Source organism: Variovorax sp. LjRoot290, assembly GCF_964253985.1.
Taxonomy (GTDB): domain Bacteria; phylum Pseudomonadota; class Gammaproteobacteria; order Burkholderiales; family Burkholderiaceae_C; genus Variovorax.
Genome location: NZ_CAXURW020000001.1, coordinates 2836785 through 2857087, shown reverse-complemented (window position 1 = coordinate 2857087; position 20303 = coordinate 2836785). Strand labels below are relative to the sequence as shown.

Annotated in this window: 21 protein-coding genes; 10 read left to right on the top strand and 11 right to left on the bottom strand. The window is 68.4% G+C overall.

Annotated elements, in window-relative coordinates; translation table 11 throughout:
• The first annotated feature begins 23 nt into the window (after window positions 1–23).
• The 3 genes from ACSQ9A_RS14360 to ACSQ9A_RS14350 are packed head-to-tail and all read left to right on the top strand — an operon-like array spanning window position 24 to window position 3954.
• Complete coding sequence (locus ACSQ9A_RS14360; protein ID WP_436304107.1) at window positions 24–1301, top strand: hypothetical protein; 1278 nt, start codon at window positions 24–26, stop codon at window positions 1299–1301.
• Complete coding sequence (locus ACSQ9A_RS14355) at window positions 1283–2731, top strand: Dyp-type peroxidase (protein ID WP_436304106.1); 1449 nt, start codon at window positions 1283–1285, stop codon at window positions 2729–2731. The genes ACSQ9A_RS14360 and ACSQ9A_RS14355 overlap by 19 nt, the downstream gene beginning before the upstream one ends.
• The gene (locus ACSQ9A_RS14350; protein ID WP_212733697.1) at window positions 2728–3954 is read left to right on the top strand and encodes a catalase family protein; all 1227 of its coding nucleotides are present in this window, start codon (window positions 2728–2730) and stop codon (window positions 3952–3954) included. The genes ACSQ9A_RS14355 and ACSQ9A_RS14350 overlap by 4 nt, the downstream gene beginning before the upstream one ends.
• A 4-nt stretch (window positions 3955–3958) precedes the next feature.
• Here the strand turns inward: ACSQ9A_RS14350 and ACSQ9A_RS14345 are convergent, their stop codons facing one another.
• The 5 genes from ACSQ9A_RS14345 to ACSQ9A_RS14325 form a co-directional block, all read right to left on the bottom strand.
• Entirely contained in the window at window positions 3959–4477 is a 519-nt protein-coding gene (locus tag ACSQ9A_RS14345; RefSeq protein ID WP_093110076.1) for a nuclear transport factor 2 family protein, read from the bottom strand.
• 423 nt (window positions 4478–4900) lie between these two features.
• On the bottom strand, window positions 4901–5608 hold the full coding sequence (locus tag ACSQ9A_RS14340) for a glutathione S-transferase (protein ID WP_436304105.1): 708 nt from the start codon (window positions 5606–5608) through the stop codon (window positions 4901–4903).
• Window positions 5575–6921 carry an MATE family efflux transporter gene (locus ACSQ9A_RS14335; RefSeq protein ID WP_436306297.1) on the bottom strand — a complete coding sequence of 449 codons (1347 nt, stop codon included), beginning with the start codon at window positions 6919–6921 and terminating at the stop codon, window positions 5575–5577. Before ACSQ9A_RS14335 ends, ACSQ9A_RS14340 begins: the two co-directional genes overlap by 34 nt.
• A gap of 74 nt (window positions 6922–6995) precedes the next feature.
• Window positions 6996–7556 carry a DUF2239 family protein gene (locus ACSQ9A_RS14330; RefSeq protein ID WP_436304104.1) on the bottom strand — a complete coding sequence of 187 codons (561 nt, stop codon included), beginning with the start codon at window positions 7554–7556 and terminating at the stop codon, window positions 6996–6998.
• Between the two features lie 57 nt (window positions 7557–7613).
• On the bottom strand, window positions 7614–8111 hold the full coding sequence (locus tag ACSQ9A_RS14325) for a hypothetical protein (RefSeq protein ID WP_436304103.1): 498 nt from the start codon (window positions 8109–8111) through the stop codon (window positions 7614–7616).
• 94 nt (window positions 8112–8205) lie between these two features.
• On the opposite strand from ACSQ9A_RS14325, the gene ACSQ9A_RS14320 reads away from it, so the two are divergent.
• From ACSQ9A_RS14320 to ACSQ9A_RS14305, 4 genes are read left to right on the top strand one after another with little or no spacing between them, the layout of a single operon-like run.
• Window positions 8206–10560, top strand: a complete 2355-nt coding sequence (locus ACSQ9A_RS14320; RefSeq protein WP_436290338.1) for a Tex family protein — start codon at window positions 8206–8208, stop codon at window positions 10558–10560.
• A gap of 22 nt (window positions 10561–10582) precedes the next feature.
• Entirely contained in the window at window positions 10583–11629 is a 1047-nt protein-coding gene (locus tag ACSQ9A_RS14315; protein WP_436304102.1) for an acyltransferase family protein, read from the top strand.
• The gene (locus tag ACSQ9A_RS14310; RefSeq protein WP_436304101.1) at window positions 11626–12696 is read left to right on the top strand and encodes a phospholipase; all 1071 of its coding nucleotides are present in this window, start codon (window positions 11626–11628) and stop codon (window positions 12694–12696) included. Before ACSQ9A_RS14315 ends, ACSQ9A_RS14310 begins: the two co-directional genes overlap by 4 nt.
• A 43-nt stretch (window positions 12697–12739) precedes the next feature.
• Entirely contained in the window at window positions 12740–12961 is a 222-nt protein-coding gene (locus tag ACSQ9A_RS14305) for a hypothetical protein (protein WP_093110083.1), read from the top strand.
• Window positions 12962–12965: 4 nt separating this feature from the next.
• Here ACSQ9A_RS14305 and ACSQ9A_RS14300 read toward each other — a convergent pair whose 3' ends face one another.
• The 3 genes from ACSQ9A_RS14300 to nthA are packed head-to-tail and all read right to left on the bottom strand — an operon-like array spanning window position 12966 to window position 14592.
• Complete coding sequence (locus tag ACSQ9A_RS14300) at window positions 12966–13331, bottom strand: nitrile hydratase accessory protein (protein WP_093110084.1); 366 nt, start codon at window positions 13329–13331, stop codon at window positions 12966–12968.
• Complete coding sequence (gene nthB / locus ACSQ9A_RS14295) at window positions 13328–13990, bottom strand: nitrile hydratase subunit beta (protein ID WP_436304100.1); 663 nt, start codon at window positions 13988–13990, stop codon at window positions 13328–13330. Before nthB ends, ACSQ9A_RS14300 begins: the two co-directional genes overlap by 4 nt.
• Entirely contained in the window at window positions 13987–14592 is a 606-nt protein-coding gene (gene nthA / locus ACSQ9A_RS14290) for a nitrile hydratase subunit alpha (RefSeq protein ID WP_436304099.1), read from the bottom strand. Before nthA ends, nthB begins: the two co-directional genes overlap by 4 nt.
• 84 nt (window positions 14593–14676) lie before the next feature.
• Between nthA and ACSQ9A_RS14285 the strand changes: the two genes are divergently transcribed.
• Window positions 14677–15663: a tripartite tricarboxylate transporter substrate binding protein gene (locus ACSQ9A_RS14285; RefSeq protein WP_436304098.1), complete on the top strand. Its 987-nt coding sequence runs from the start codon at window positions 14677–14679 to the stop codon at window positions 15661–15663.
• A gap of 9 nt (window positions 15664–15672) precedes the next feature.
• Here ACSQ9A_RS14285 and bla read toward each other — a convergent pair whose 3' ends face one another.
• Entirely contained in the window at window positions 15673–16551 is an 879-nt protein-coding gene (gene bla / locus ACSQ9A_RS14280; protein WP_436304097.1) for a class A beta-lactamase, read from the bottom strand.
• 85 nt (window positions 16552–16636) lie between these two features.
• Between bla and ACSQ9A_RS14275 the strand changes: the two genes are divergently transcribed.
• Both ACSQ9A_RS14275 and ACSQ9A_RS14270 read left to right on the top strand, forming a co-directional pair.
• The gene (locus ACSQ9A_RS14275; protein WP_436304096.1) at window positions 16637–17509 is read left to right on the top strand and encodes a LysR family transcriptional regulator; all 873 of its coding nucleotides are present in this window, start codon (window positions 16637–16639) and stop codon (window positions 17507–17509) included.
• A 43-nt stretch (window positions 17510–17552) separates the two neighbouring features.
• The gene (locus tag ACSQ9A_RS14270) at window positions 17553–18059 is read left to right on the top strand and encodes an autotransporter domain-containing protein (protein ID WP_436304095.1); all 507 of its coding nucleotides are present in this window, start codon (window positions 17553–17555) and stop codon (window positions 18057–18059) included.
• A 174-nt stretch (window positions 18060–18233) separates the two neighbouring features.
• Here ACSQ9A_RS14270 and ACSQ9A_RS14265 read toward each other — a convergent pair whose 3' ends face one another.
• Together ACSQ9A_RS14265 and ACSQ9A_RS14260 are read right to left on the bottom strand one after the other, a co-directional pair.
• The gene (locus tag ACSQ9A_RS14265; RefSeq protein WP_436304094.1) at window positions 18234–19019 is read right to left on the bottom strand and encodes a sulfite exporter TauE/SafE family protein; all 786 of its coding nucleotides are present in this window, start codon (window positions 19017–19019) and stop codon (window positions 18234–18236) included.
• Between the two features lie 92 nt (window positions 19020–19111).
• Window positions 19112–20248 (bottom strand): iron-containing alcohol dehydrogenase, encoded by a 1137-nt coding sequence (locus tag ACSQ9A_RS14260; protein WP_436304093.1) that lies wholly within the window; start codon window positions 20246–20248, stop codon window positions 19112–19114.
• Window positions 20249–20303 lie beyond the last annotated feature (55 nt).

The following is a 20303-nucleotide window of genomic DNA, read 5'->3' as shown; positions in this document are numbered from 1 at the left end:
CGGTGACTCCCCAATCACACTTCATGGTGGTCGCAGCCATCGCCCCCGGCCGCGAAGCCAGCCTCCGGAAACTGCTGGCCACCATGAACGTGAGGCCCGGTGTGGTCGACCCGGCCAATACGCTGCTGCCTTTTGCTGCCTTCCCGCGATTGCATTTCGCGCGCTTCGCCGTGCTTGGCGATGCGACCATGGCCGACCTCGAGGTCTTCGGCCTGCCGCGGCCCAGGCTGCCCATCTATCTGGTGTTCATGGGCGACTGCGACGGGCCCGGACGGGAGCAGCTGGCCGAGCTGGTGCAGCGCGCCGGCGAGGGTCTGCGCCGCATCTTCTCGCACTGCAAGGCCCTCGATCTGCGCGACGATCTGCTCGACTGGCTCATCGAACACGACCGGCCGGTGGCTGCGCCCTACGTCAACTGGATCGGGCGCACCGTGCAGCAGATCCGCGAAGAGAGCGCATTGCAGCGCGCCTTGTCGGCGCGGGTGCCGCGCGGCGTGACCGACGCCGCCGTCGATCCGCAAACGATGCGGCGCCAGCTGCTGGCCTTCGCGCGCGCCGAGCAGGCCGCCGGACGCCTGGTGCTGACTCCGCCCGCGCAGACGCCGCTCGACTGGCAGATCCGCAATCTCCTCCATGCGATCGGCCTGCCGCTCGCCGGGCTGGTCCTGCTGCCGTTGCTGATCGTGCTGCTGCCGGTCTTCCTGGTGCTGCTGCGCCGCCACGAGAAGCGCGACCCCGAATACTGTCCGCGGCCGCGCGCAGCCGCCGTGCGTGAGATGCAGGAGCTCGAAGACCACGACCTGAGCAACAGCTTCACCGCGCTCGGGCCGGTCAAGCCGGGCTTGTTCCGGCGCTGGCTGGTGCAGCTGCTGCTGGTGCTGATCGCCTACGCCTGCCGCCATGTGTTCGGCCGCGGCCACCTGGGGCGCGTGCGCACCATCCATTTCGCGCACTGGGTCTTTCTCGACGACAAGACCCGCGTGCTGTTCGCGAGCAGCTACGACGGCAGCCACGAAAGCTACATGGACGACTTCATCAACAAGGTCGCATGGGGCCTCAACCTGATCTTCAGCAACGGCTTTGGCTGGCCGCGCACCGACTGGCTCATCAAGGGCGGCGCGCGCCATGAGCTGCGCTTCAAGTACTACCAGCGCGGCCACCAGCTGCCGACCCAGGTCTGGTACAAGGCCTACCCCGGTCTCACGCTGGCCGATCTGGACCGCAACCGGCGCATCCGCGAAGGCTTCGAGCGCGTGGAGATGAGCGATGCGCAGGTGCTCGCATGGCTGAGGCTGCTATGAGCATCGAGTTCGAAGACATCCAGGGCCTGGTGCGCTTCGGCTACAAGCACCTGACGCAGGCCTGCTTCCTGCTGCTGCGCATCCGCGATGCCGAGGCCGCGCGTGCCTGGCTCGCGAACGCGCCGGTCACCAGCGCCATCATGCGCAAGCCGCCGCCCCGGACCGCCGTGCAGATCGCCTTCACTTGCGCAGGCCTGCATGCGCTGGGCGCTGCGGAGGACATCGTCGAAGGCTTCTCGGCCGAGTTCCTGGCCGGCATGAGCAGCGACGAGAGCCGCGCGCGGCGGCTCGGCGACCTCGGCGCGAACGACCCCGCGCACTGGCAGTGGGGCGGCGCGCAGGACCGCATGCCGCACGTGCTGGTGATGCTCTATGCGGTGCCCGGCGGGCTCGACGAGTGGCTGCGGACCGTCCGTGCGCAATGCGAGGCGGGCTTCGAGCAGTTGGACTGCCTGAGCACCTGCGACATGGACGGCGTCGAACCCTTCGGCTTCGTCGACGGCATCTCGCAGCCGCGCATCGACTGGGCGCGAGAACGCGCGGCGCACGACGAGGAACAGTTCGATTACACCAACCTGTCGTGCCTCGGCGAGTACCTGCTCGGCTATCCGAACGAGTACGGCGCCTATACCGATCGGCCCCTGCTGGACCGCGTGCGCGATCCCGCGGCGCTGCTGCCGCGCGCCGAGGACGACGCGGACAAGGCCGATCTCGGGCGCAACGGCAGCTACCTGGTCATGCGGCAACTGCGCCAGGACGTCGAAGGCTTCTGGCGCTTCGTCGGCGGCCAGGCCGGCGGCGACGCTGCCTTGAGCGAGAAGCTGGCCGAAACGATGGTTGGCCGCACCAAGAAAGGCAAGCCGCTGGTGGAGCCGTCCGGCGAGACGGACGATCTCAATGCCTTCACCTACGACGGCGATCCCGAAGGCATGCGTTGTCCCTTCGGTGCGCACATCCGCCGCAGCAATCCGCGCAATGCCGATCTGCCGCCCGGCTGGTCGGATCCGATCTCGCGCCTCGTGCGCAGGCTCGGCTTCGGTTCGGACGCGCTGCGCAACGACCTGATCGCCTCGACGCGCTTCCACCGGCTGCTGCGCCGGGGCCGCGAGTACGGCGGAGCCCCGGGCGAAGACGTGGGACTGCACTTCATCTGCCTGGGCGCCAACATCGCGCGCCAGTTCGAGTTCGTGCAGGGCGCCTGGCTGGCCGGCACCAAGTTCGACGCCCTGCCCGGCGAGGGCGATCCGCTGCTCGGCCATCGCCTGGCGGGGGCGGACGGCATGCCGACCGATGGCTTCTCGATGCCCGCGGCCTCGGGGCCCGATCGGCGCCTGACGGGTCTTCCGCAATTCGTGACCGTGCAAGGCGGTGCCTATTTCTTCCTGCCCGGCATCCGTGCCTTGCGCTATCTGTCAAAGGTGCAGCCATGAATTCGAATGTCAGCCGTCCCGCGCCGCGGGCCAACACGGGTTCTTTGCTGAAGAATTTCATCAGCGATTCGGGCCTGGCCCTGCTGCGGCTGGAACGCAGGTTCGATCCCTTCGTTCGCCCGGCCTTCGACGCGGTGCTGCGCGATCCGCTCGCGCGCCTGACCACGGCGCTGATCAACAGCCGGCGGCCCGACGAAGGGCTCGCGATCGCGCAAGAGAAGCTCATGGTCGACGAAGAGAGTTTTACCGACTCGATCGTGCGGAGCTTCACCCGGCAGATGGGCGACCTCTGGAAGCCCGGCGGCTTCGAGCGCGGCGGCAACACCAAGACGCAGGGCATCGTGCGCGGCGAGTTCACCGTGCACGAGGACATCCCCGAGCACATGAAGCGCGGCATCTATGCCAGGCCCCAGACCTTCAGAGCCTGGGTGCGCTTCTCTGGGCCCGGCCCCTACATCACGCCCGACATCGACGACGTCGGCTTCATGAGCATCAGCATCAAGCTTCTGGGCGTGCCCGGCCCGAAGCTGATGGAGGAGGAGAAGCACACGCTGGACATGTTCGGCGTCTCCACGCCCACCTTCGTGACGCCCGATGCCAAGGCCAACGCGGCGCTGCAGATCGAAAGCGTGAAGAACGCGCAGATCTTCTACTTCGTCAACTTCCGCGACTCGCATGTGCTGGACCTGATCATGCAGTCGCTCTTCATCAAGACGCAGTCCAGTCCCTTCGAGGCGCCGTACTTCAGCTGCGTGCCCTACCTGATGGGCGAGGGGCAGGCGATGCAGTACTCGGTGTGGCCGAAGACGAAGAAGCGCACGCCGATCCCGCGGCTGCCGCTGCGCCCGCCGGACGACTACCTGCGCCAGGCCATGGTGGCTTCGCTGGCCGAGGGCGACGTCGAGTTCGACATCCGGCTGCAGATGCAGACCGACCCGCATCGGATGCCGATCGAGAACGCCGGCGTGCTGTGGCCCGAGAAGCTGTCGCCGCGCATCACGGTGGCCACGCTGCGCCTGCCGCGCCAGACCTTCGATTCGCCGGCGCAGATGGAATTCGCGAAGAGGCTCTCATACAACCCCTGGCACACGATTGCCGAGCATCGGCCGCTGGGCAACCAGAGCCGCGCGCGCAAGAGGATGTACTGGGAGCTTTCGCAGCTGCGGCACCGGATGAATGCGGTGCCGCATTTCGAGCCTACGGGGGATGAGGTGTTCGAGTAGGCCGCTACTCCAGTCCGTCCTTCTTCATCTCGGCCAGCGCCCAGCCCTTGTGGGAGGTGAAGAAGAACAGCCGCCACTTGCCGCCCTCGAAGCGCCAGCGGCTGAAGCTCGGATCGCTGACGTCCTCGCGCTTGTATTTGCCATCGGTCTTGGGCGGAATCAGGCCGACGTGGCGCAGCACGACGCTGGCGGTGCCGTCGGGCATCATGCGCACGCGTTTCACCTCCCATTTCAGGTCGGTATTCTTGACGTCGTATTCGAAGGTGGTCTTCACCGCCTTCTTGCCTTTCATGCGCTCGTAGAAGTCCTGCGCTTGCGTGAACCAGACGTCATCGGTCATCAGCGCCAGCCAGGCTTTTACGTCGTGCCGGTTCCAGGCCTTCTCGAACTCGGCGATGGTGTCGCGCAGCGTGGCTTCGGTGCCGGCCGCCTGGGCCTTCTTCGCGGGTTGCGCGCGGGCGCCGCCACCGATCGCCAGCACCGCGGCTAGCGCCCCGATCAGGAGAGTGCGTCGCTTGTTCATGGCCGGTACCTCCTGACGCGAGCATGGGCTAGAGCGCAATCTTTTTCAACTGGCCGGCCATCGCGGCCGCAGGGCAACGGCGCTGGATTGCATCACGTCGACAACGCGACGTGCGACCTTCGATGAGGAGGCTCACCATGGCGATGCGCTTGGTTCCCGCCCGTTTCCGCCCTCTGGCGGGTGCCTTGCTGGGGCTGACGCTGGGTGCCCCGGCCACGGCCGCCGCGCCCCCGGAGGGTCGTGCGAAGTGCGCGGCCCGTTCGCAGGGCAAGCTTCATGCGTGGTGAACGTCCAGCTCTCGCCCAAGGCCAAAGGTGCACGGGCGGGCAAGCTCGAGTTTCTTTTTGCGCCCCCGCCGCCGGTTTGACGCCGCAGAAAGCGCGTCACAGCCCTGACCGGCGCAGGCGTGGCGCGCTGATCGCTTCAGGAAACCGGCAGGCTCTGGCCGGGAAAGGCGATGCCGGGCTGTCCGGTCCGCCAGGGCGTGTACTTGGCCATCACCTGCGTGAACACCGGCGCATCGAGCCGCGCGGCCAGCCAGGCCCGCAGCCGCGGCCAGGGCTGGGCCTCGAACCAGGCTGCATCGACCTGCGCGAACTGGCGCACGAACGGCGCGATCGCGATGTCGGCGAGCGCTGCATGCTCGCCGTGCAGACAGCGCGTGACGACAAGCCGGGTCTCGAGCCGCATCAGGAAGAGGGCGCCCTGCGCGCGATGCGCCTCGCCATCGGCGCCCGGATGCCGCTCGGGGTACTTGTAGCCGTCGAGATGCCGCTTGAACTCGCCGTCGCATTCGGCGACGAGCGCAAGCATCTCGTCCAGCGTCGCGCCTTCGGCTTGCAGCCAACCTTCGGGATCGTTGCGCCGCAAGGCCCACAGCATGATGTCCAGGCTCTGGTCGATCACCATGCCGTCTACGTCGACCAGCACCGGCACCGTGCCCTTGGGCGATGCAGCCAGCAGCTCGGCCGGCTTGCCGCGCAACACGACCTCGCGCAGCTCGCAGCGCTGGCCGCTCGCGGCGATCGCCATGCGCGCGCGCATCGCATAGGGGCAGCGGCGGAACGAATAGAGCACCGGCCGCGTGCTGCCTGCGCTCAGATCAGCCTGCGGATCGTCTTCTTGCGCCATGCGAAGCGGTAGTAGCTGGCCTGCAGCGTCAGCATCGCGATGAAGGCCACCGGGTAGGCGATCCAGATGCCGTTGAGCCCCATGCGATGGCTCAGCCACCAGGCCACCGGCACCTCGATCAGCGCGATGCAGAAGATCGAGATCGCGGTCGGCACCAATACCGAGCCGCTGGCGCGCATGATCCCCGACAGCGCCGCGCCCATGCCGAAGATCACCGTGCTCCACAGCATGATGTGCAAGAGCGTCTGCGCCACCTCGATCACAGGCTCGCTGGTGATGAAGAAGCCCATCAGCGGGCGCGAGAACAAATAGCCCAGCAGCACCAGGCCGCCGGTCAGCACCAGGTTCATCTGCAGCGCGGTGCGCGTGATGGCGCCCAGGCGCTGCGCCTGGCCGGCGCCGATGGCCTGCGCGCCGAGGATCGAGGCGGTGATCGCGATCGAGATCGCCGGGAACTGCACATAGGCCACCACCTGGTTCACCGCGCCGTAGGCCGCGGTGGCGCTCGAACCGTAGGCATTGACGAAGGACAGCAGCGCGAGCTCGGCCAGCGAGACCACGATCATCTGCACGCCGGTGGGCACACCGACCTTGAGCACCGCCTTCAGCAGTGCCGGCCGCACGCGCAGGTGCCGCACGAAGTCGGCGTCCGGCGCGAGCGGACTCTTCGTGCGCCGCAGGTGAAAGGCCAGCCAGGCGGTCGCGACCACGAAGGAAATCACCGTGGCCCAGGCGCCGCTCGCCACGCCGAGCATCGGCAGGCCGAACCAGCCGCGGATGAGCGCCGGCGTGATCATCAGGCCGAGCACCGTCGAGATCATCAGCGTGTAGAGCGGCGTCACCGTGTCGCCCACGCCGCGCAGCATGGCGGTGGAGAGCAGGAACACGAACAGGCCCGGCATCGCGATCAGGATGATCCGCGCGTAGGCCGTGGCATCGGCCAGGATGTCGGGCGGCGTGCCCAGCGCTGTCAGCATCGGCTGCGTGAAGGTGCCGCCGAAGACCGCGACGGCCAGCGCGAACAGCACGCCCACGGCGAGCGTGGTGCCGGCCACGGCGCGCGCCTTCTCGGGCTCGTGCGCGCCCCAGGCCTGGCCGATCAGCACCGAGGCGCCGGCGCCGAGGCCGATGGTGAAGGCGATGAAGAAGAACATCACCGGAAAGAAGCTCGACACCGCCGCCAGCGCGCCGACGCCGATCATCTGCCCCAGGTAGACGTTGTTGAGCGTCCCCGAGAGCGACTGCAGGATGTTGCTGAGCAACATCGGCGCGAGGAAGAACAGGAAGGTCTTCCACAGCGGGCGCGAGGCCATGGCCGCCGCACGCGGGTTGAGGTGCGGGGCCGGTGGCACCGGTTCGGCGACCGTCGTCGCGGGCGTGTCGCCGTTCATTGGGCGCTCCAGGCGTTCGCCGCCAGCTTGTGCAGATGCAGGCGCACATCCTCGGGCCAGGGCGCGACGAGCTCTTCGAAGCGCGCACGGTCGCCGGCGAACAAGGCGCGCGTCGATTCCTCGAAGCCGGGCAGGTTGCCCGCGATCGCGGTCATGAAGCGGTAGGTGGCTTCGCGCGCCGCGCGCTCCGCATCGCGGTCGGCGTGCACGCGCCGCGCCTCGTCGATCAGCCGGCGCAGCGCCACCGAGGCGCCGCCGGGCTGGCGGTTGAGCCAGTCCCAATGGCGCGGCAGCAGGGTGACTTCGCGCGCCACCACGCCCAGCTTGGGGCGGCCGACGCCGCGCGTCGCGAGTTCATCGTGTTTCGTGTTTTCGGACACGGTATTGGCGGATTCGCGCAAATCGAGATCGAGCCGCTCGCCCGTGCTGTCGTCGAACACGAAAGGCGGCGGCTCGTCGGCGCGCGCACGCAGCAGGGCGATCACCTCGGCGCGCGGGCCGGCAGCGATGCGCCTGAACCCGGCGAAGGCGGTGAGGGTGGATTCGGAAGAAGGCATGGCGGCGAATAATACCCGGACAAAACGAGTTCTGCAATCTACCCGGGTGAAATATTCTCAGGCCGTTCGGCGCAGGCTGCGCCACCAGCGGCGGGCGCCGTTTTTCAAGCGCCGGGCGGCGCGCCAGGGCGCGCTCTGGCGCACGAAGCCGAGCACGCGATCCTTCCACTGCTTCCAGCGCGGATACCAGCGCGCGAACAACGGGAAGCGCATCAGCGCCGGCTCGACCAGCTGGAACAGCCGGGCCACGACCGCGGTGCCGGCCAGCTTGGCGCCCACCAGCAGCAGCACGGCGCTGGTGGCATGGCCGCGGCCCAGCAGGAAGAGCGCGAGCAGCTTGAGCGGCAGCAGCATCAGCACCGGCACCAGGAACACCAGCAGCGCGCCCCAGGGCGGCAGGGCCTGCACCGCGCGTTCGAGCCGCGCCCACAACGGCAGGCGGGCCAGCCGGGCAGCCAGCGCGGCGAGCGGCTCCCAGCCCCATTCCTCGAACAGCAGCAAGGGGACGAGGAGGGCGGCAGCGAGTGCGCGCAGGAGTTTCTTCAAGATACGCATGGCCGGGGCATTGTGACCCCAGGCCCTATGGCAAACTTCCGCGCTTTACCCGCAAGGCGCCCACGGCGTCGTCAGCCAGGGCCCCCCCTCAGACATGCAGAAAATCATTCGCCAGCTCGCGGCCGAGATCAAGGTCGGCGAGCACCAGGTGAAGGCCGCGATCGACTTGCTCGACGGCGGTGCCACCGTGCCTTTTATCGCGCGCTACCGCAAGGAGGCCACCGACGGCCTCGACGACATCCAGCTGCGCGAACTCGAGGCGCGTCTGTCGTACCTGCGCGAGCTCGAAGAGCGCCGCGCCGCGGTGCTGAAGAGCATCGAGGAGCAGGGCAAGCTCACGCCCGAGCTGCGCGCCGCCATCGACGCCGCGCCGACCAAGCAGGAACTGGAAGACCTCTACCTGCCCTACAAGCCCAAGCGCCGCACCAAGGGCCAGATGGCGCGCGAGGCGGGCATCGAGCCGCTGGCCGACAAGCTCTTCGCCGACCCGACGCTGAACCCCACCGAGGAGGCCGCGGCCTTCGTCAAGCCGGCTGCGGACGGGCTGGACTTCTCGACCGTGCAGCTCGTGCTGGACGGCGTGCGCGACATCCTCTCCGAGCGCTGGGCCGAAGACGCGGCGCTGGTGCAGCGGCTGCGCGAATGGCTCTGGGCCGAAGGCCTCTTCAAGTCCAGCCTGATGGCCGGCAAGGACGAGAACAACGCCGACATCGCCAAGTTCCGCGACTACTTCGACTACGACGAGCCCATCGGCCGCGTGCCCTCGCACCGCGCGCTGGCCGTGTTCCGCGGCCGCGCGCAGGACATCCTCGATGCCAAGCTGGTGCTGCCCGTCGAGCCCGAGCCGGGCAAGCCGAGCATCGCGGAGGGCAAGATCGCATTGCACTTGGGCTGGAGCCATGCAGGCCGCCCGGCCGACGACCTGATCCGCAAGTGCGTGGCCTGGACCTGGCGCGTGAAGCTCTCGCTGTCCACCGAGCGCGACCTGTTCACCCGGCTGCGCGAAGAAGCCGAGAAGGTCGCGATCAAGGTCTTCGCCGACAACCTGCGCGACCTGCTGCTGGCCGCGCCGGCCGGCCCGCGCGTGGTGATGGGCCTGGACCCGGGCATCCGCACCGGCGTCAAGGTCGCGGTGGTCGACGCCACCGGCAAGCTGGTCGACACCGCCACCGTGTTCCCGCACGAACCGCGCCGCGACTGGGAAGGCTCGCTGCACACCCTCGGCAAGCTGTGCGCCAAGCACGGCGTGAACCTGATCGCGATCGGCAACGGCACCGCGAGCCGCGAGACCGACAAGCTGGCGGGCGACCTGATCAAGCTGCTGGCCAAGATGGCGGCTCAGGCGGGGGCGCCGGAGATGAAGGTCGAAAAGGTGGTCGTGAGCGAGGCCGGCGCTTCGGTCTACTCCGCGAGCGAATTCGCCTCGCAGGAAATGCCCGACGTCGACGTCAGCCTGCGCGGCGCGGCGAGCATCGCGCGCCGCCTGCAGGATCCGCTGGCCGAGCTGGTGAAGATCGACCCCAAGTCGATCGGCGTCGGCCAGTACCAGCACGACGTGAACCAGAGCGAGCTCGCGCGCACCCTGAGCGCGGTGGTGGAGGATTGCGTGAACTCGGTCGGCGTCGACCTCAACACCGCGAGCGTGCCGCTCTTGTCGCGCGTCTCGGGCCTGTCGGCCGGCGTGGCCAAGGCGGTGGTGCGCTGGCGCGAGGCCAACGGCGCGTTCGCAACGCGCAAGCAGCTGCTCGAAGTCAGCGGCTTCGGCGGCAAGACCTTCGAGCAGAGCGCGGGTTTCCTGCGCATCCGCGGCGGCGCCAACCCGCTCGACCTGACCGGCGTGCATCCCGAAACCTATCCGGTGGTCGAGCAGATGATCGAGAAGACCGGCAAACCCATCACCGAACTGATGGGCCGCGCCGAGATGCTGAAGACGCTCAAGCCCGAGCTGTTCGCGAACGAGAAGTTCGGCGTCATCACGGTGAAGGACATCCTCGGCGAACTCGAGAAGCCGGGCCGCGACCCGCGCCCCGACTTCAAGGTGGCGCGCTTCAACGACGGCGTCGAGGACATCAAGGACCTGGTCGAAGGCATGGTGCTCGAAGGCACGGTGAGCAACGTGGCCCAGTTCGGCGCCTTCGTCGACCTCGGCGTGCACCAGGACGGCCTGGTGCATGTGAGCCAGCTCTCGCACAAGTTCGTCAACGATGCGCGCGAGGTCGTGAAGACCGGCGACATCGTCAAGGTCAAGGTGATGGAAGTCGACGTGGCGCGCAAGCGCATCGGCCTGTCGATGAAGCTCGATGCGGCGCCGGCGCGGCGCGACGGTCCGCGCGAGAACCGCTTCGAAGGGGCAGGGCGCGGCCAGCAGGGCCCACGCCGCGACAACGCGCCGCAGCCGGCGGGGCAGATGGCCAGCGCCTTCGCCAAGCTGCAGGGGCTGCGCAAGTAGCGGGCCGAACCCGAGGAGCCTCATGCCGGACACGCACAACACGGTCGATCGCGCCGGCACGCGCCTGGATGGTGCCGCTGTCCCTGCTGCCACCGCTGCCGCCGCCGGCGTGCGCGACCTGCATGCGGACTGGCTGAAGGCCGCCGCGATCGTGGGGGTCGTCAGCATCCACGCGGGCTTGCCCTTTCACGACGTGTTCCGTTTCGGCGTGCCGGTGTTCGTCGGCCTCTGGGCCTTCTATCTGGAAAAGGCGCTTTCTCGCCGGCGCCCCGAAACGCATGCGCGCTTCCTGGTGCAGCGAATGGTCGAGCTGGCCGTTCCGTACCTCGCGTGGACCTTGCTCTACATCGAGAAGTTCTACGCCTCGCGCTGGTCGGCCACGCCGCTGCACACCATCGTCGGCGGCTGGTTCGGCGGCTATGGATGGTCGGGGCAGTACTACTTCGTCATCCTGTTCCAGCTCACGCTGCTTTTTCCACTGCTGCGGCGCTGCGTGGCGCAGGTGCCGACCCTGCCGGTGATCGTCGCAGGCGTCGCGCTCAACGTGCTCGCCGGGTACTGGCTCCTCGACCACCGGTGGATCGGGGCCGTCGGCGACCGGCTCTTCATCTACTGGATTCCCTATGTGGTCATGGGCATCGCGCTGGCGCGCGGCCAGTTCCGCCGGACGCCGGGGCTTGTCATGGCGGCCGTGCTGTTGCTGCTCGCAGCGCCCTTCGAAACCGAATCTCCCAGCGAACACTCGGCCTACCTGGCGTCGACCGTGACGATCGCTTCCTTGCTGCTTCTCGTTGCCGCCGTTGCGGCCGATCGCGCGGCGCCTGCTCGCTCGAATCCGGGCCTGCTGGCGCGGGCCGTGGCCTTCGTGGGGAGGAATACCTTCGCGATCTTCGTTGGCAACGTCGCGATGCTGGAGGTGCTGAAAAGCACCGGCTTCACCGCCTCCGCGGTGTCGCGTGCGGGCCCCTTCGGTTTGCTCGCGGTGGTCGCCGCGACGCTTGCCGGATGCCTTTGCATCGGTTGGCTGCTGAAGAGGCTGGGCCAGGGCATCCTGGTCGGCAAGCCGTGAAAGCGCTGCGCATCCATGCCGGCCCGCTCGCGCGCGAACACATCGCCCAAAACGGCCTGCATCCGCAGGACGTGCGCACCATCCCCGGCGCGGCCGGCGGTCCCAAGGGCCTGATCCTCGGGCCCATCGATCGCTTCCTGTTCGGCGAGTGGCTGCCACAGTCGACGCAGCCCATCGATCTGGTCGGCGCCTCGATCGGCGCCTGGCGGCTCGCCAACGCCTGCCTCGACGATCCGAAGACTGCCTTCGAGCAGTTCGAGCACGGCTACATCCATCAGCATTTCGATGTGCCGCCGGGCCAGAAGCGCATGACGGCGAAGCAGGTCAGCGCGCAATTCGGCGAAGGGCTGCGCAACTTCTACGGCGGCCGCGCCGGCGAAGTGCTGCGCCATCCGCGCTACAAGCTGCACGTGATCACCTCGCGCGGGCGCCATATCCTCGGGCGCGAGGGCAGGGCACGCACGCCGGTCGGCTACCTGGGGGCGTTCATCACCAACAGCGTGCACCGCAAGAGCCTGGGCGCCTGGCTCGAGCGCGTGGTGTTCTCCAGCGCCGGTGCGGCGCTGCCTTTCGGCACGCGGGACTTTCGCACGCGGCAGGTCGAGCTCAGCGAAGCCAACTTCGAACTCGCGCTGCAGGCTTCGTGTTCGATCCCCTTCATGCTGGAGGCGGTGCACGACATTCCCGGTGCGCCGCCCGGCGCCTACTGGGACGGCGGCATCACCGACTACCACCTGCACCTGAACTACAGCAACACCGACGGCGTCGTGCTGTACCCGCATTTCCAGAAGGCGGTGGTGCCGGGCTGGCTGGACAAGGGACTCAAGTGGCGTCACAAGCCCACGCGTTTTCTCGAACGCACGGTGGTGCTGGCGCCGGACCCGGAATGGGTGCGCAGCCTGCCGAACGGCAAGCTGCCCGATCGCAACGACTTCGTGCGCTACGGCAACGATGCGCCGGCACGCATGAAGGCGTGGAGCACCGCGGCGCAGGAGGCGCGCCGGCTGGCGGACGAGCTGGCCGAGTGGCTGGAGCGCGGCGACGCCGGCTGTGTGCTGCCGCTTTGAGGGCGGCTAAAGTCGGGCTAGCATCAATCCCGGAGGATCCCCCATGAACGTAACCCGCATCGTCGGCCTCATCCTGATCGTCGCCGGCATCGCCGCCATCGGCCTGGGCGGCTTCAGCTTCACCAAGGAAACCCATCAGGCCAAGATCGGACCGATCGAGCTGACGGTGAAGGAAAAGCAGGACGTCAACTTCCCGACCTGGGCCGGCGTGGCCGCGATCGTGGTGGGCGGGGCGCTGCTGGTGTTCGGCGGGAAGAAGGGCTGAGCCCTCAGCCCAGATCCTGCTCGCGCAGTTCGATCGCCTGCCCATGCGGCGTGCGATCGGCCGCGCGGTCCCAGGCTCGCTGGTAGCGCGTCAGTTCATCGGCGGAACTTGCGCCTTTGCGAGCCACCAGCGTCTCCAGTGCGGCGAGCCAATGACGGTAGTAGGTGTCGCCGAGGTCGGCATCGCCGGCTGCCTGCGCGGCACCGATCTGCTGCGCCAGCGCGTCGGCCCATTCGGGCCAGGTGAAGAGCCCGCGCTGGTGCAGCGAGACGGCCAGCGCAAAGGCATGCGCCTCCCACGGTTCGCGAAACACCGGCTCTGCGCCGTCCACGCGCATGCCGGGCAACAGCGGTGTGGTCGAGGCGCTCATGCGGCCTCCGTCAAATAGCTTTCCCAGGCATCCACCGACACGCGCAGTCCGGGTTCGGCCTCAGCGCCCCACAACTCGGCACCGTCGAAGACCACGGTGTAGAGCCATTGCGGCTGCTCGCCCAGGCCCTGCGCGTGCGCATCGGCGAACACGTGCATGCCGTGCAGGCGTTCGATGGTGCCGAGCTTGCCCTGCACATAGCCGGGCAGGCGAGTGTGGTGGTCGACATGGCCCGCGCGCGTGCGCACCTGCTGGCCGAGGGCGAAGTGCGCAGGTGCAGTCGCCGGGCGCTCGGTTGCGGAACCCTTGGCCAGCGCGGCCGGCACGTCGGCGGCATGCAGCACGCGCCGGATGGGCGCGGCCGCATGCAGCATGCGCCCGGCAGCGATTTCATCGGGCAGGACCTGCGAACGCTCGGCCATGAGCTTCTCGAGCGCGGCGAGCCAGATCTGGTAGTAGCTCAGCCGTGCGTAGGCCGGCAAGGTTTCACGTGCGCTGCGGCTGGCGTCGATGTTCCAGGAGCCGGTGGCGCCCATCGCGAGCGTCAGGGCCAGCGCGCGCGGCTCCCAGCCGGCGTGGAAGAGTTCGCCTTCGGGCTCGGGCACGATGGCGCCGGGCATCTCGCGTCCGCCGAGATCGGCATGCGTGACGTACGTCATGGCGCGGTCTCCGGGCTGCTGGCCAGACCGGTGCCGATCATCGAATCGCGCGTCACCAGATCGGCCAGTGCCTCTTCGCTCCAGCCTTCGGTGCCGGCCGGCCGCTGCGGGATCACCAGGTAGCGCACCTCGGCCGTCGAGTCCCACACGCGGATCGAGGTCGAAGCGGGCAGCTCGACGCCGAACTCGGCCAGCACGCCACGCGGATCCTTGACTGCACGCGAGCGGTAGGGCGCGCTCTTGTACCAGGTGGGCGGCAGGCCCAGCACCGGCCAGGGGTAGCAGCTGCACAGCGTGCAGACCACCATGTGGTGCTGCGTGTCGGTGTTGACCACCGCCACCATGTGCTCGCCCTGGCGGCCGGTGTAGCCCAGCGAGGCGATCGCCGCGGTCGCGTCCTCCAGCAGCCAGTCGCGAAAGGCGGGATCGGTCCAGGCCTTGGCAACGACGCGGGCGCCGTTGCGCGGACCGATCTTGGTCTGGTAGGTGTCGATGAGCACGTCGAGCGCGGTGGGGTCGATGTAGCCCTTCTGCGTCAACACCGTTTCGAGCGCGCGCACGCGCAGGTCCATTTCGCCGAGCTCGCTGTGGTCGTGTGCCATGCGTGCATGCTAGCGCGGAGGGCAAACCCTGAGGGGGTTGTCGTGGCGGCCTTCCAGAATCGTCGCTCCACCGGAGACCCTTCCATGCCGCAAGCCTCGTTGTCCCGCCGTGCCTTCAATCTGTTGTCCGCTGCGGCCGCGGCGTCGGTCGCGGCGCCTTCTTTCGCGCAGGCCGCCTGGCCGAACAAGCCGATCCGCATCATCGTGCCGTACACGCCCGGCGGCTTCACCGACCAGATGGCGCGGCTGGTGCAGGCGGGCCTTTCGACGCGGCTCGGCCAGCCGGTGGTGATCGACAACAAGCCCGGCGCCAACAGCCTGATCGGCGTCGATGCGATCGCCAAGGCGGCGCCCGACGGCAGCACCTTCGGCGTCGTGATCGCGGCCTATGCGGCCAACACCACGCTCTATCCGAAGCTGCCCTACGACCCGAAGAAGGACCTCACCGGCGTCTCGCTGATGGGCATCTCGCCGCTGCTCGCGGCTGTGAACAACGACGCGCCCTTCAAGACCGCGAAGGAGCTGATCGACTATGCGCGCGCGAACCCGGGCAAGGTGAGCTTCGGCTCCTCGGGCAACGGCTCGGCCGCGCACCTGACCACCGAGCTGTGGAAGTCGCTGACCAAGACTTACATGATCCACATCCCGTACCGCGGCGCGGTGCCGGCGCTGACCGACCTGATGGGCGGGCAGATCCAGCTCTTCTTCGATGCGCCCACCGGGCTCATCAACCAGGGCAAGGCCGGCAAGGTGAGGCTGATCGGCGTGGCCAGCGACCGACGGCTGCCCGCGGTGCCGGACGTGCCCACCTTCATCGAACAGGGCTTCGCGGGCTTCACCGGCAGCACCTGGGCCGGCATGCTGGCGCCGGCAGGCACGCCGCGCGAGATCGTCAAGCGCATGTCGGACGAGGTGGCGCGGATCATCAAGAGCGACGAGACCCGCGCCAGGCTCGATGCGATGGGCACCTTCCCGGCCGGCAGCACGCCCGAGGAGCTCGATGCCTTCATCGACGCGGAGACGGCCAAGTGGGCCCGCGTGATCAAGACGGCGGGCGTGAAGGCGGATTGAGACGCGGCCTCAGGAGCCCTTCGTCGCCCATTCCGCGGCCACCGCAGCCACGGACGCCAGTGCGCGGTTGCGCACCGCCGCCGGTGCCCTTGTCTGCGTGAGATAGACGGACAGAAGGATCGGCGCACGTCCCGGCGGCCGCAGGATGGCGACGTCGTTGGCGCCGTTCTCGCCCGAGCCCGTCTTGTCCCCCACCTTCCAGTCCGCCGGCACGCCGGCGCGTATGCGCTCGTCGCCGGTCTTGTTGGCGTCCAGCCATTGCAGCAGCTGGGCGCGCGAGGCGGGCGACAAGACATCGCCCAAGAGAATCTTTTGCATGCTGCGGGTCATCGCGGCCGGCGTGGTGGTGTCGCGCGGATCGCCCGGCCGGCCTTCGTTGAGCGCGGGCTCGGTGCGGTCGAGCCGCGTGTTCGTGTCGCCGATCGAGCGCATGAACGCCGTCAGGCCCGGCGCGCCACCGAAGCTCGCGAGCAGCAGGTTGCCGGCCGTGTTGTCGCTCAGCGTCATGGTGGCTTCGCACAGTCCGGCCACCGTCATCCCGCCGGCGCCGACGTGCTTCTCGGTCACCGGCGAATAGGTCACCAGGTCGCGCGGCCGAATGACGACGCGGCGTTCCAACTGCTCCTTGCGCCGGTCCACGCGGGCCAGCACGAGCGCAGCGGCCAGGAACTTGAAGGTGCTGTTCAGCGGGAAGCGTTCGTCCTCGCGGTGCCCGGCGCGCCGGCCGGTGGCGGTGTCGAGCACGCCGACGCCGAGGCGGCCGCCGCTGGCTTTTTCGATGTCTGCCAACTGCTTCGAAAGGTTGCTGGCCCCTTCGGCCCGGACGCCGAGGGATGCGGCGGCCAGCGAGACGAAAAGGGTGCTTGTGAATTGCCGTCGATGAATCATGGGTGCTCCTGAAAGGAAGCGACTTTCGGCCATACGATGCGGCGGCACAAACGATAGTATTTGCTGTCTCGCACAAGAAAATCTTATGGCGCGTACCCATCTCCCTCTCAACGCGCTGCGGGCTTTCGAATCTTCCGCACGCCACCTGAGCTTCACGCTCGCCGCCGCCGAGCTGAACGTGACGCAGGCGGCGGTCAGCCAGCAGGTCCGCGGCCTCGAGGCGCGGCTCGGCGTCACGCTGTTCAGGCGCCTGCCGCGCGGGCTGGCGCTCAGCGACGAAGGCCATGCGCTCTTGCCGGTGCTGGCCGATGCCTTCGGGCGCATGGAGGCAGTCGTCCAGCAGTTCGACAACGGCCATTTCTTCGAGGTGCTGACGGTGGGCGTGGTGGGCACCTTCGCGGTCGGATGGCTGCTGCCGCGGCTGCGCCTGTTCCAGCAGAGCTGTCCTTTCATCGACCTGCGCCTGATGACGCACAACAACGTGGTCGACCTGGCCGGCGAGGGGCTCGATTTCGCGATCCGCTTCGGCGATGGCACCTGGCAGGGCCTGCAGTCCGAGCATCTGCTGGCGGCGCCGCTCGCGGTGCTGTGCACGCCGGCCATCGCGGCGCGCATCGCGCGGCCGCACGACCTCGCGCACGAGACGCTGCTGCGCTCCTACCGTCCCGACGACTGGCCCGGCTGGTTCGCCGCGGCCGGCGTCGCCTGTCCGGCGATCCGCGGGCCGGTGTTCGACTCGTCGCGGCTCATGGTCGAGGCCGCGATGCAGGGCGCCGGCGTCGCGCTTGCACCGGCCTCGATGTTCGAGCGCGAGCTGGGCGAGGGCCGGCTGGTGCGGCCGCTGGCGATCGAGGTGATGACCGGGAGCTACTGGCTCACGCGGCTGCGCTCGAAGGCGCCGAGTCCCGCGATGCAGGCCTTTCGCACCTGGCTTTCCCGCGCCGTTCTCGCTGGCTAAACGAACGCTTCGCGGCCACACTGGCGCCCGCCAGCGCTACACCGTGCGCCCGGACATCAACCCGAGCATCTCGGGCAAGGCCAGCAGCTTCGCCGCCTCGATCGAAACGGGCAAGCCCTTCGCGCTCAACGAGCGCTGGAGCATCGAGCCGCAGGCGCAGCTGATCTATCAACGCCTGCGCCCGGACGACACGACGCTCAGTGGTGCGCAGGTGCGCCACGATGCAGCGGGCGGCTGGATCGCCCGCGTGGGCGTGCGCGTCAAGGGTGACATCGCGACCGGCGCCGGACGGCTGCAGCCCTACGCGCGACTGAACATCTACCGGGCGAGCTTCGGCGACGACGTGGTCAGCTTCGTCGGCCCGGCGGGCACGACGGCGATTGCAAGCGCGGCCAGCTACAGCGCGGCCGAAGCGGCCGCAGGAGCGACGCTGGCGCTGACGCCGGCCACCAGCCTGTACGGCGAGATCGGCCACCTGTGGAACATCGGCGGCGAGGCCACCGTCAAGTCCTCCGTGCAGGCCTCCCTCGGCATCAAGCTGCGCTGGTAGTGCAGAAGCCGACGCCCCCTACATCGAGGCTTCGAGCATCTGAACTTCTGATGCACCTCCTGCGACGGTCCGCATGCGCATATCCCGCATCTGTCGCTCCAACGGCACGCACTGCGGCCAAGAAGGCAGACGTCGTATCGAAATTCATTGTTCTTACTCCCTGTGCACAAAACGCTAAAGCAAGATGCGTATGCCGGCGATCGCGAGGAACACCGAGAAAACGCGTTTGAGCGTGTCTACCGGGAGTCTGTGCGAAATCAACGCTCCCAGCGGCGTGAAGGCAAGGCTGCAGATCGATATGCCCAACCATGCCGGCCAATAGATGTAGCCGACGCTATGAGCAGGAAGATCGGCTTGCCCCCAGCCCGCGACCACGAAGCCGATCATCCCGGCCAGGGCCAGCGGAGCGCCGCAGGCGGACGCTGTGCCAACAGCGGACTTCATGTTCACGTTGCACCAGGCGAGAAAGGGCACGACCATGCTGCCACCGCCGACCCCGACGATGGCCGATGTCCAGCCGATCAAGCTTGCGGTGGTCGTGGTTCCTAGCACACCGGGTAGCACTCGCTGGGGTGAAGGCCGCAGTGAAAAAGCCATCTGCACCGCGAGGATCAACAAGAAGACGCCGAATGAGATCCGCAAGACCCGCGCCGGGAACAGTCCCGACATGAGCCCGCCGATCACCGCGCCGATCACGATGCCGGGCGCGAGCCTGCGAACCAGATCCCAGCTGACCGACCCACGGCGGTGATGGGAAATCGCAGATGAGATTGAGGTGATGACGATCGTGGCGAGCGAGGTGCCCAACGCCATATGGACCGCAACGACGGGAGCGAGGCCCTTGTGGTGAAAGATGTAAAGAAGCCCGGGCACCACCACTTGACCGCCCCCGACCCCGAGCATTCCCGACAGCAACCCGGCTCCTATGCCGAGCAGCACATACAGTGTCCACACATCCACTTGTCGCCCTCCCTATTTTTTGGGCGCACTATACCTTTACGAGATCGGGGCGTAACGCGTCATCGCCTTGGCCGCTGGCTGGGCCGGGCCCCCTACATCGAGGCTTCGAGCATCTCGCGGTAGTCCTCCCGCGTCGCGACGCGCGGGTTGGTCTTGTGGCAGTGGTCGGCCAGCGCGCCGTCGATCACCTGCTCGAAGATGGCAGGGGTGACACCGACCTCGGCCAGGCCCTTGGGCAGGCCGATCCGCGCGTTCATGTCGCGGATGGCCGTGCCGAGATCGCCGGCCGAGTCGAGGTGCATGGCCTGCGCCATGCGTTGCAGGCGCTGGTCCTTCTGCACCGATTCCGCGCCCGCGTTGAAATGGATCACGGCCGGCAGGAAGAGAGCGTTGAGCGTGCCATGGTGCAGGCGCGGGTCGATGCCGCCCAGGCTGTGGCTCAGCGAATGCACGCAGCCCAGTCCCTTCTGGAAGGCCAGCGCGCCCTGCATCGACGCGCTCATCATGTTGAGGCGCGCCTCGCGGTCGCTGCCGTCCTTGGTGGCGCGCTCGATGTAGGCCCAGGCGCGCTGCAGCCCGTCGAGGCCGATGCCGTCGGCCGGCGGATTGAAGGCGGCCGACATGAAGGTCTCCATGCAGTGCGCGATGGCGTCCATGCCGGTGGCGGCGGTGAGCCGCGGCGGCAGGCCCAGCGTGAGCTCGGGATCGCAGATCGCGGCCTTGGGCATCAGCGACCAGCTGTGGAAGCCGAGCTTGCGATGGTCGTCCACGATCACGATCGCGCCACGCGCCACCTCGCTGCCGGTGCCGCTGGTAGTGGGCACCGCGATGATCGGCGCCACGCGCTCGGTGATCTTCGGCGAGCCGCCTTCAACGGTGGCGTAGGTCTTGAGCGGCCCCTCGTGCGTGGCCGCGATCGCGACGCCCTTGGCGCAATCGATGGCCGAGCCGCCGCCGACGGCGATCAAGCCGTCGCAGCGCCCTTCGCGGTACATCGCCGCAGCGGCGCGCACGGCGGCCTCGGTGGGGTTGGACGGGGTCTGGTCGAACACCGTGACCGGCAGCTCGCCGAGCGCATCGAGCGCTTTCTGCAGCACGCCGGCCGCGCGCACGCCGGCGTCGGTGACGACCAGCGGCCGCGTGATGCCGACGCGCGCGCACTCGCTGCCCAGCAGCTTGACGGCGCCGAATTCGAACTGGATCTGGGTGAGGTACTGGATGAGGGCCATGGGGTGTGAACGGTACGATGCGGGCCTTCCAATTTAACAACTGCCGCCTCTCTTG

Excerpts from the sequence above, each read along its gene's own strand:
- ACSQ9A_RS14360 (WP_436304107.1), top strand. The coding sequence starts at position 24 with ATGGTGGTCGCAGCCATCGCCCCCGGCCGCGAAGCCAGCCTCCGGAAA.
- ACSQ9A_RS14355 (WP_436304106.1), top strand. The coding sequence starts at position 1,283 with ATGGCTGAGGCTGCTATGAGCATCGAGTTCGAAGACATCCAGGGCCTG.
- ACSQ9A_RS14350 (WP_212733697.1), top strand. The coding sequence starts at position 2,728 with ATGAATTCGAATGTCAGCCGTCCCGCGCCGCGGGCCAACACGGGTTCT.
- ACSQ9A_RS14345 (WP_093110076.1), bottom strand. The coding sequence starts at position 4,477 with ATGAACAAGCGACGCACTCTCCTGATCGGGGCGCTAGCCGCGGTGCTG.
- ACSQ9A_RS14340 (WP_436304105.1), bottom strand. The coding sequence starts at position 5,608 with ATGGCGCAAGAAGACGATCCGCAGGCTGATCTGAGCGCAGGCAGCACG.
- ACSQ9A_RS14335 (WP_436306297.1), bottom strand. The coding sequence starts at position 6,921 with ATGGCCTCGCGCCCGCTGTGGAAGACCTTCCTGTTCTTCCTCGCGCCG.
- ACSQ9A_RS14330 (WP_436304104.1), bottom strand. The coding sequence starts at position 7,556 with ATGCCTTCTTCCGAATCCACCCTCACCGCCTTCGCCGGGTTCAGGCGC.
- ACSQ9A_RS14325 (WP_436304103.1), bottom strand. The coding sequence starts at position 8,111 with ATGCGTATCTTGAAGAAACTCCTGCGCGCACTCGCTGCCGCCCTCCTC.
- ACSQ9A_RS14320 (WP_436290338.1), top strand. The coding sequence starts at position 8,206 with ATGCAGAAAATCATTCGCCAGCTCGCGGCCGAGATCAAGGTCGGCGAG.
- ACSQ9A_RS14315 (WP_436304102.1), top strand. The coding sequence starts at position 10,583 with ATGCCGGACACGCACAACACGGTCGATCGCGCCGGCACGCGCCTGGAT.
- ACSQ9A_RS14305 (WP_093110083.1), top strand. The coding sequence starts at position 12,740 with ATGAACGTAACCCGCATCGTCGGCCTCATCCTGATCGTCGCCGGCATC.
- ACSQ9A_RS14300 (WP_093110084.1), bottom strand. The coding sequence starts at position 13,331 with ATGAGCGCCTCGACCACACCGCTGTTGCCCGGCATGCGCGTGGACGGC.
- nthB (WP_436304100.1), bottom strand. The coding sequence starts at position 13,990 with ATGACGTACGTCACGCATGCCGATCTCGGCGGACGCGAGATGCCCGGC.
- nthA (WP_436304099.1), bottom strand. The coding sequence starts at position 14,592 with ATGGCACACGACCACAGCGAGCTCGGCGAAATGGACCTGCGCGTGCGC.
- ACSQ9A_RS14285 (WP_436304098.1), top strand. The coding sequence starts at position 14,677 with ATGCCGCAAGCCTCGTTGTCCCGCCGTGCCTTCAATCTGTTGTCCGCT.
- bla (WP_436304097.1), bottom strand. The coding sequence starts at position 16,551 with ATGATTCATCGACGGCAATTCACAAGCACCCTTTTCGTCTCGCTGGCC.
- ACSQ9A_RS14275 (WP_436304096.1), top strand. The coding sequence starts at position 16,637 with ATGGCGCGTACCCATCTCCCTCTCAACGCGCTGCGGGCTTTCGAATCT.
- ACSQ9A_RS14260 (WP_436304093.1), bottom strand. The coding sequence starts at position 20,248 with ATGGCCCTCATCCAGTACCTCACCCAGATCCAGTTCGAATTCGGCGCC.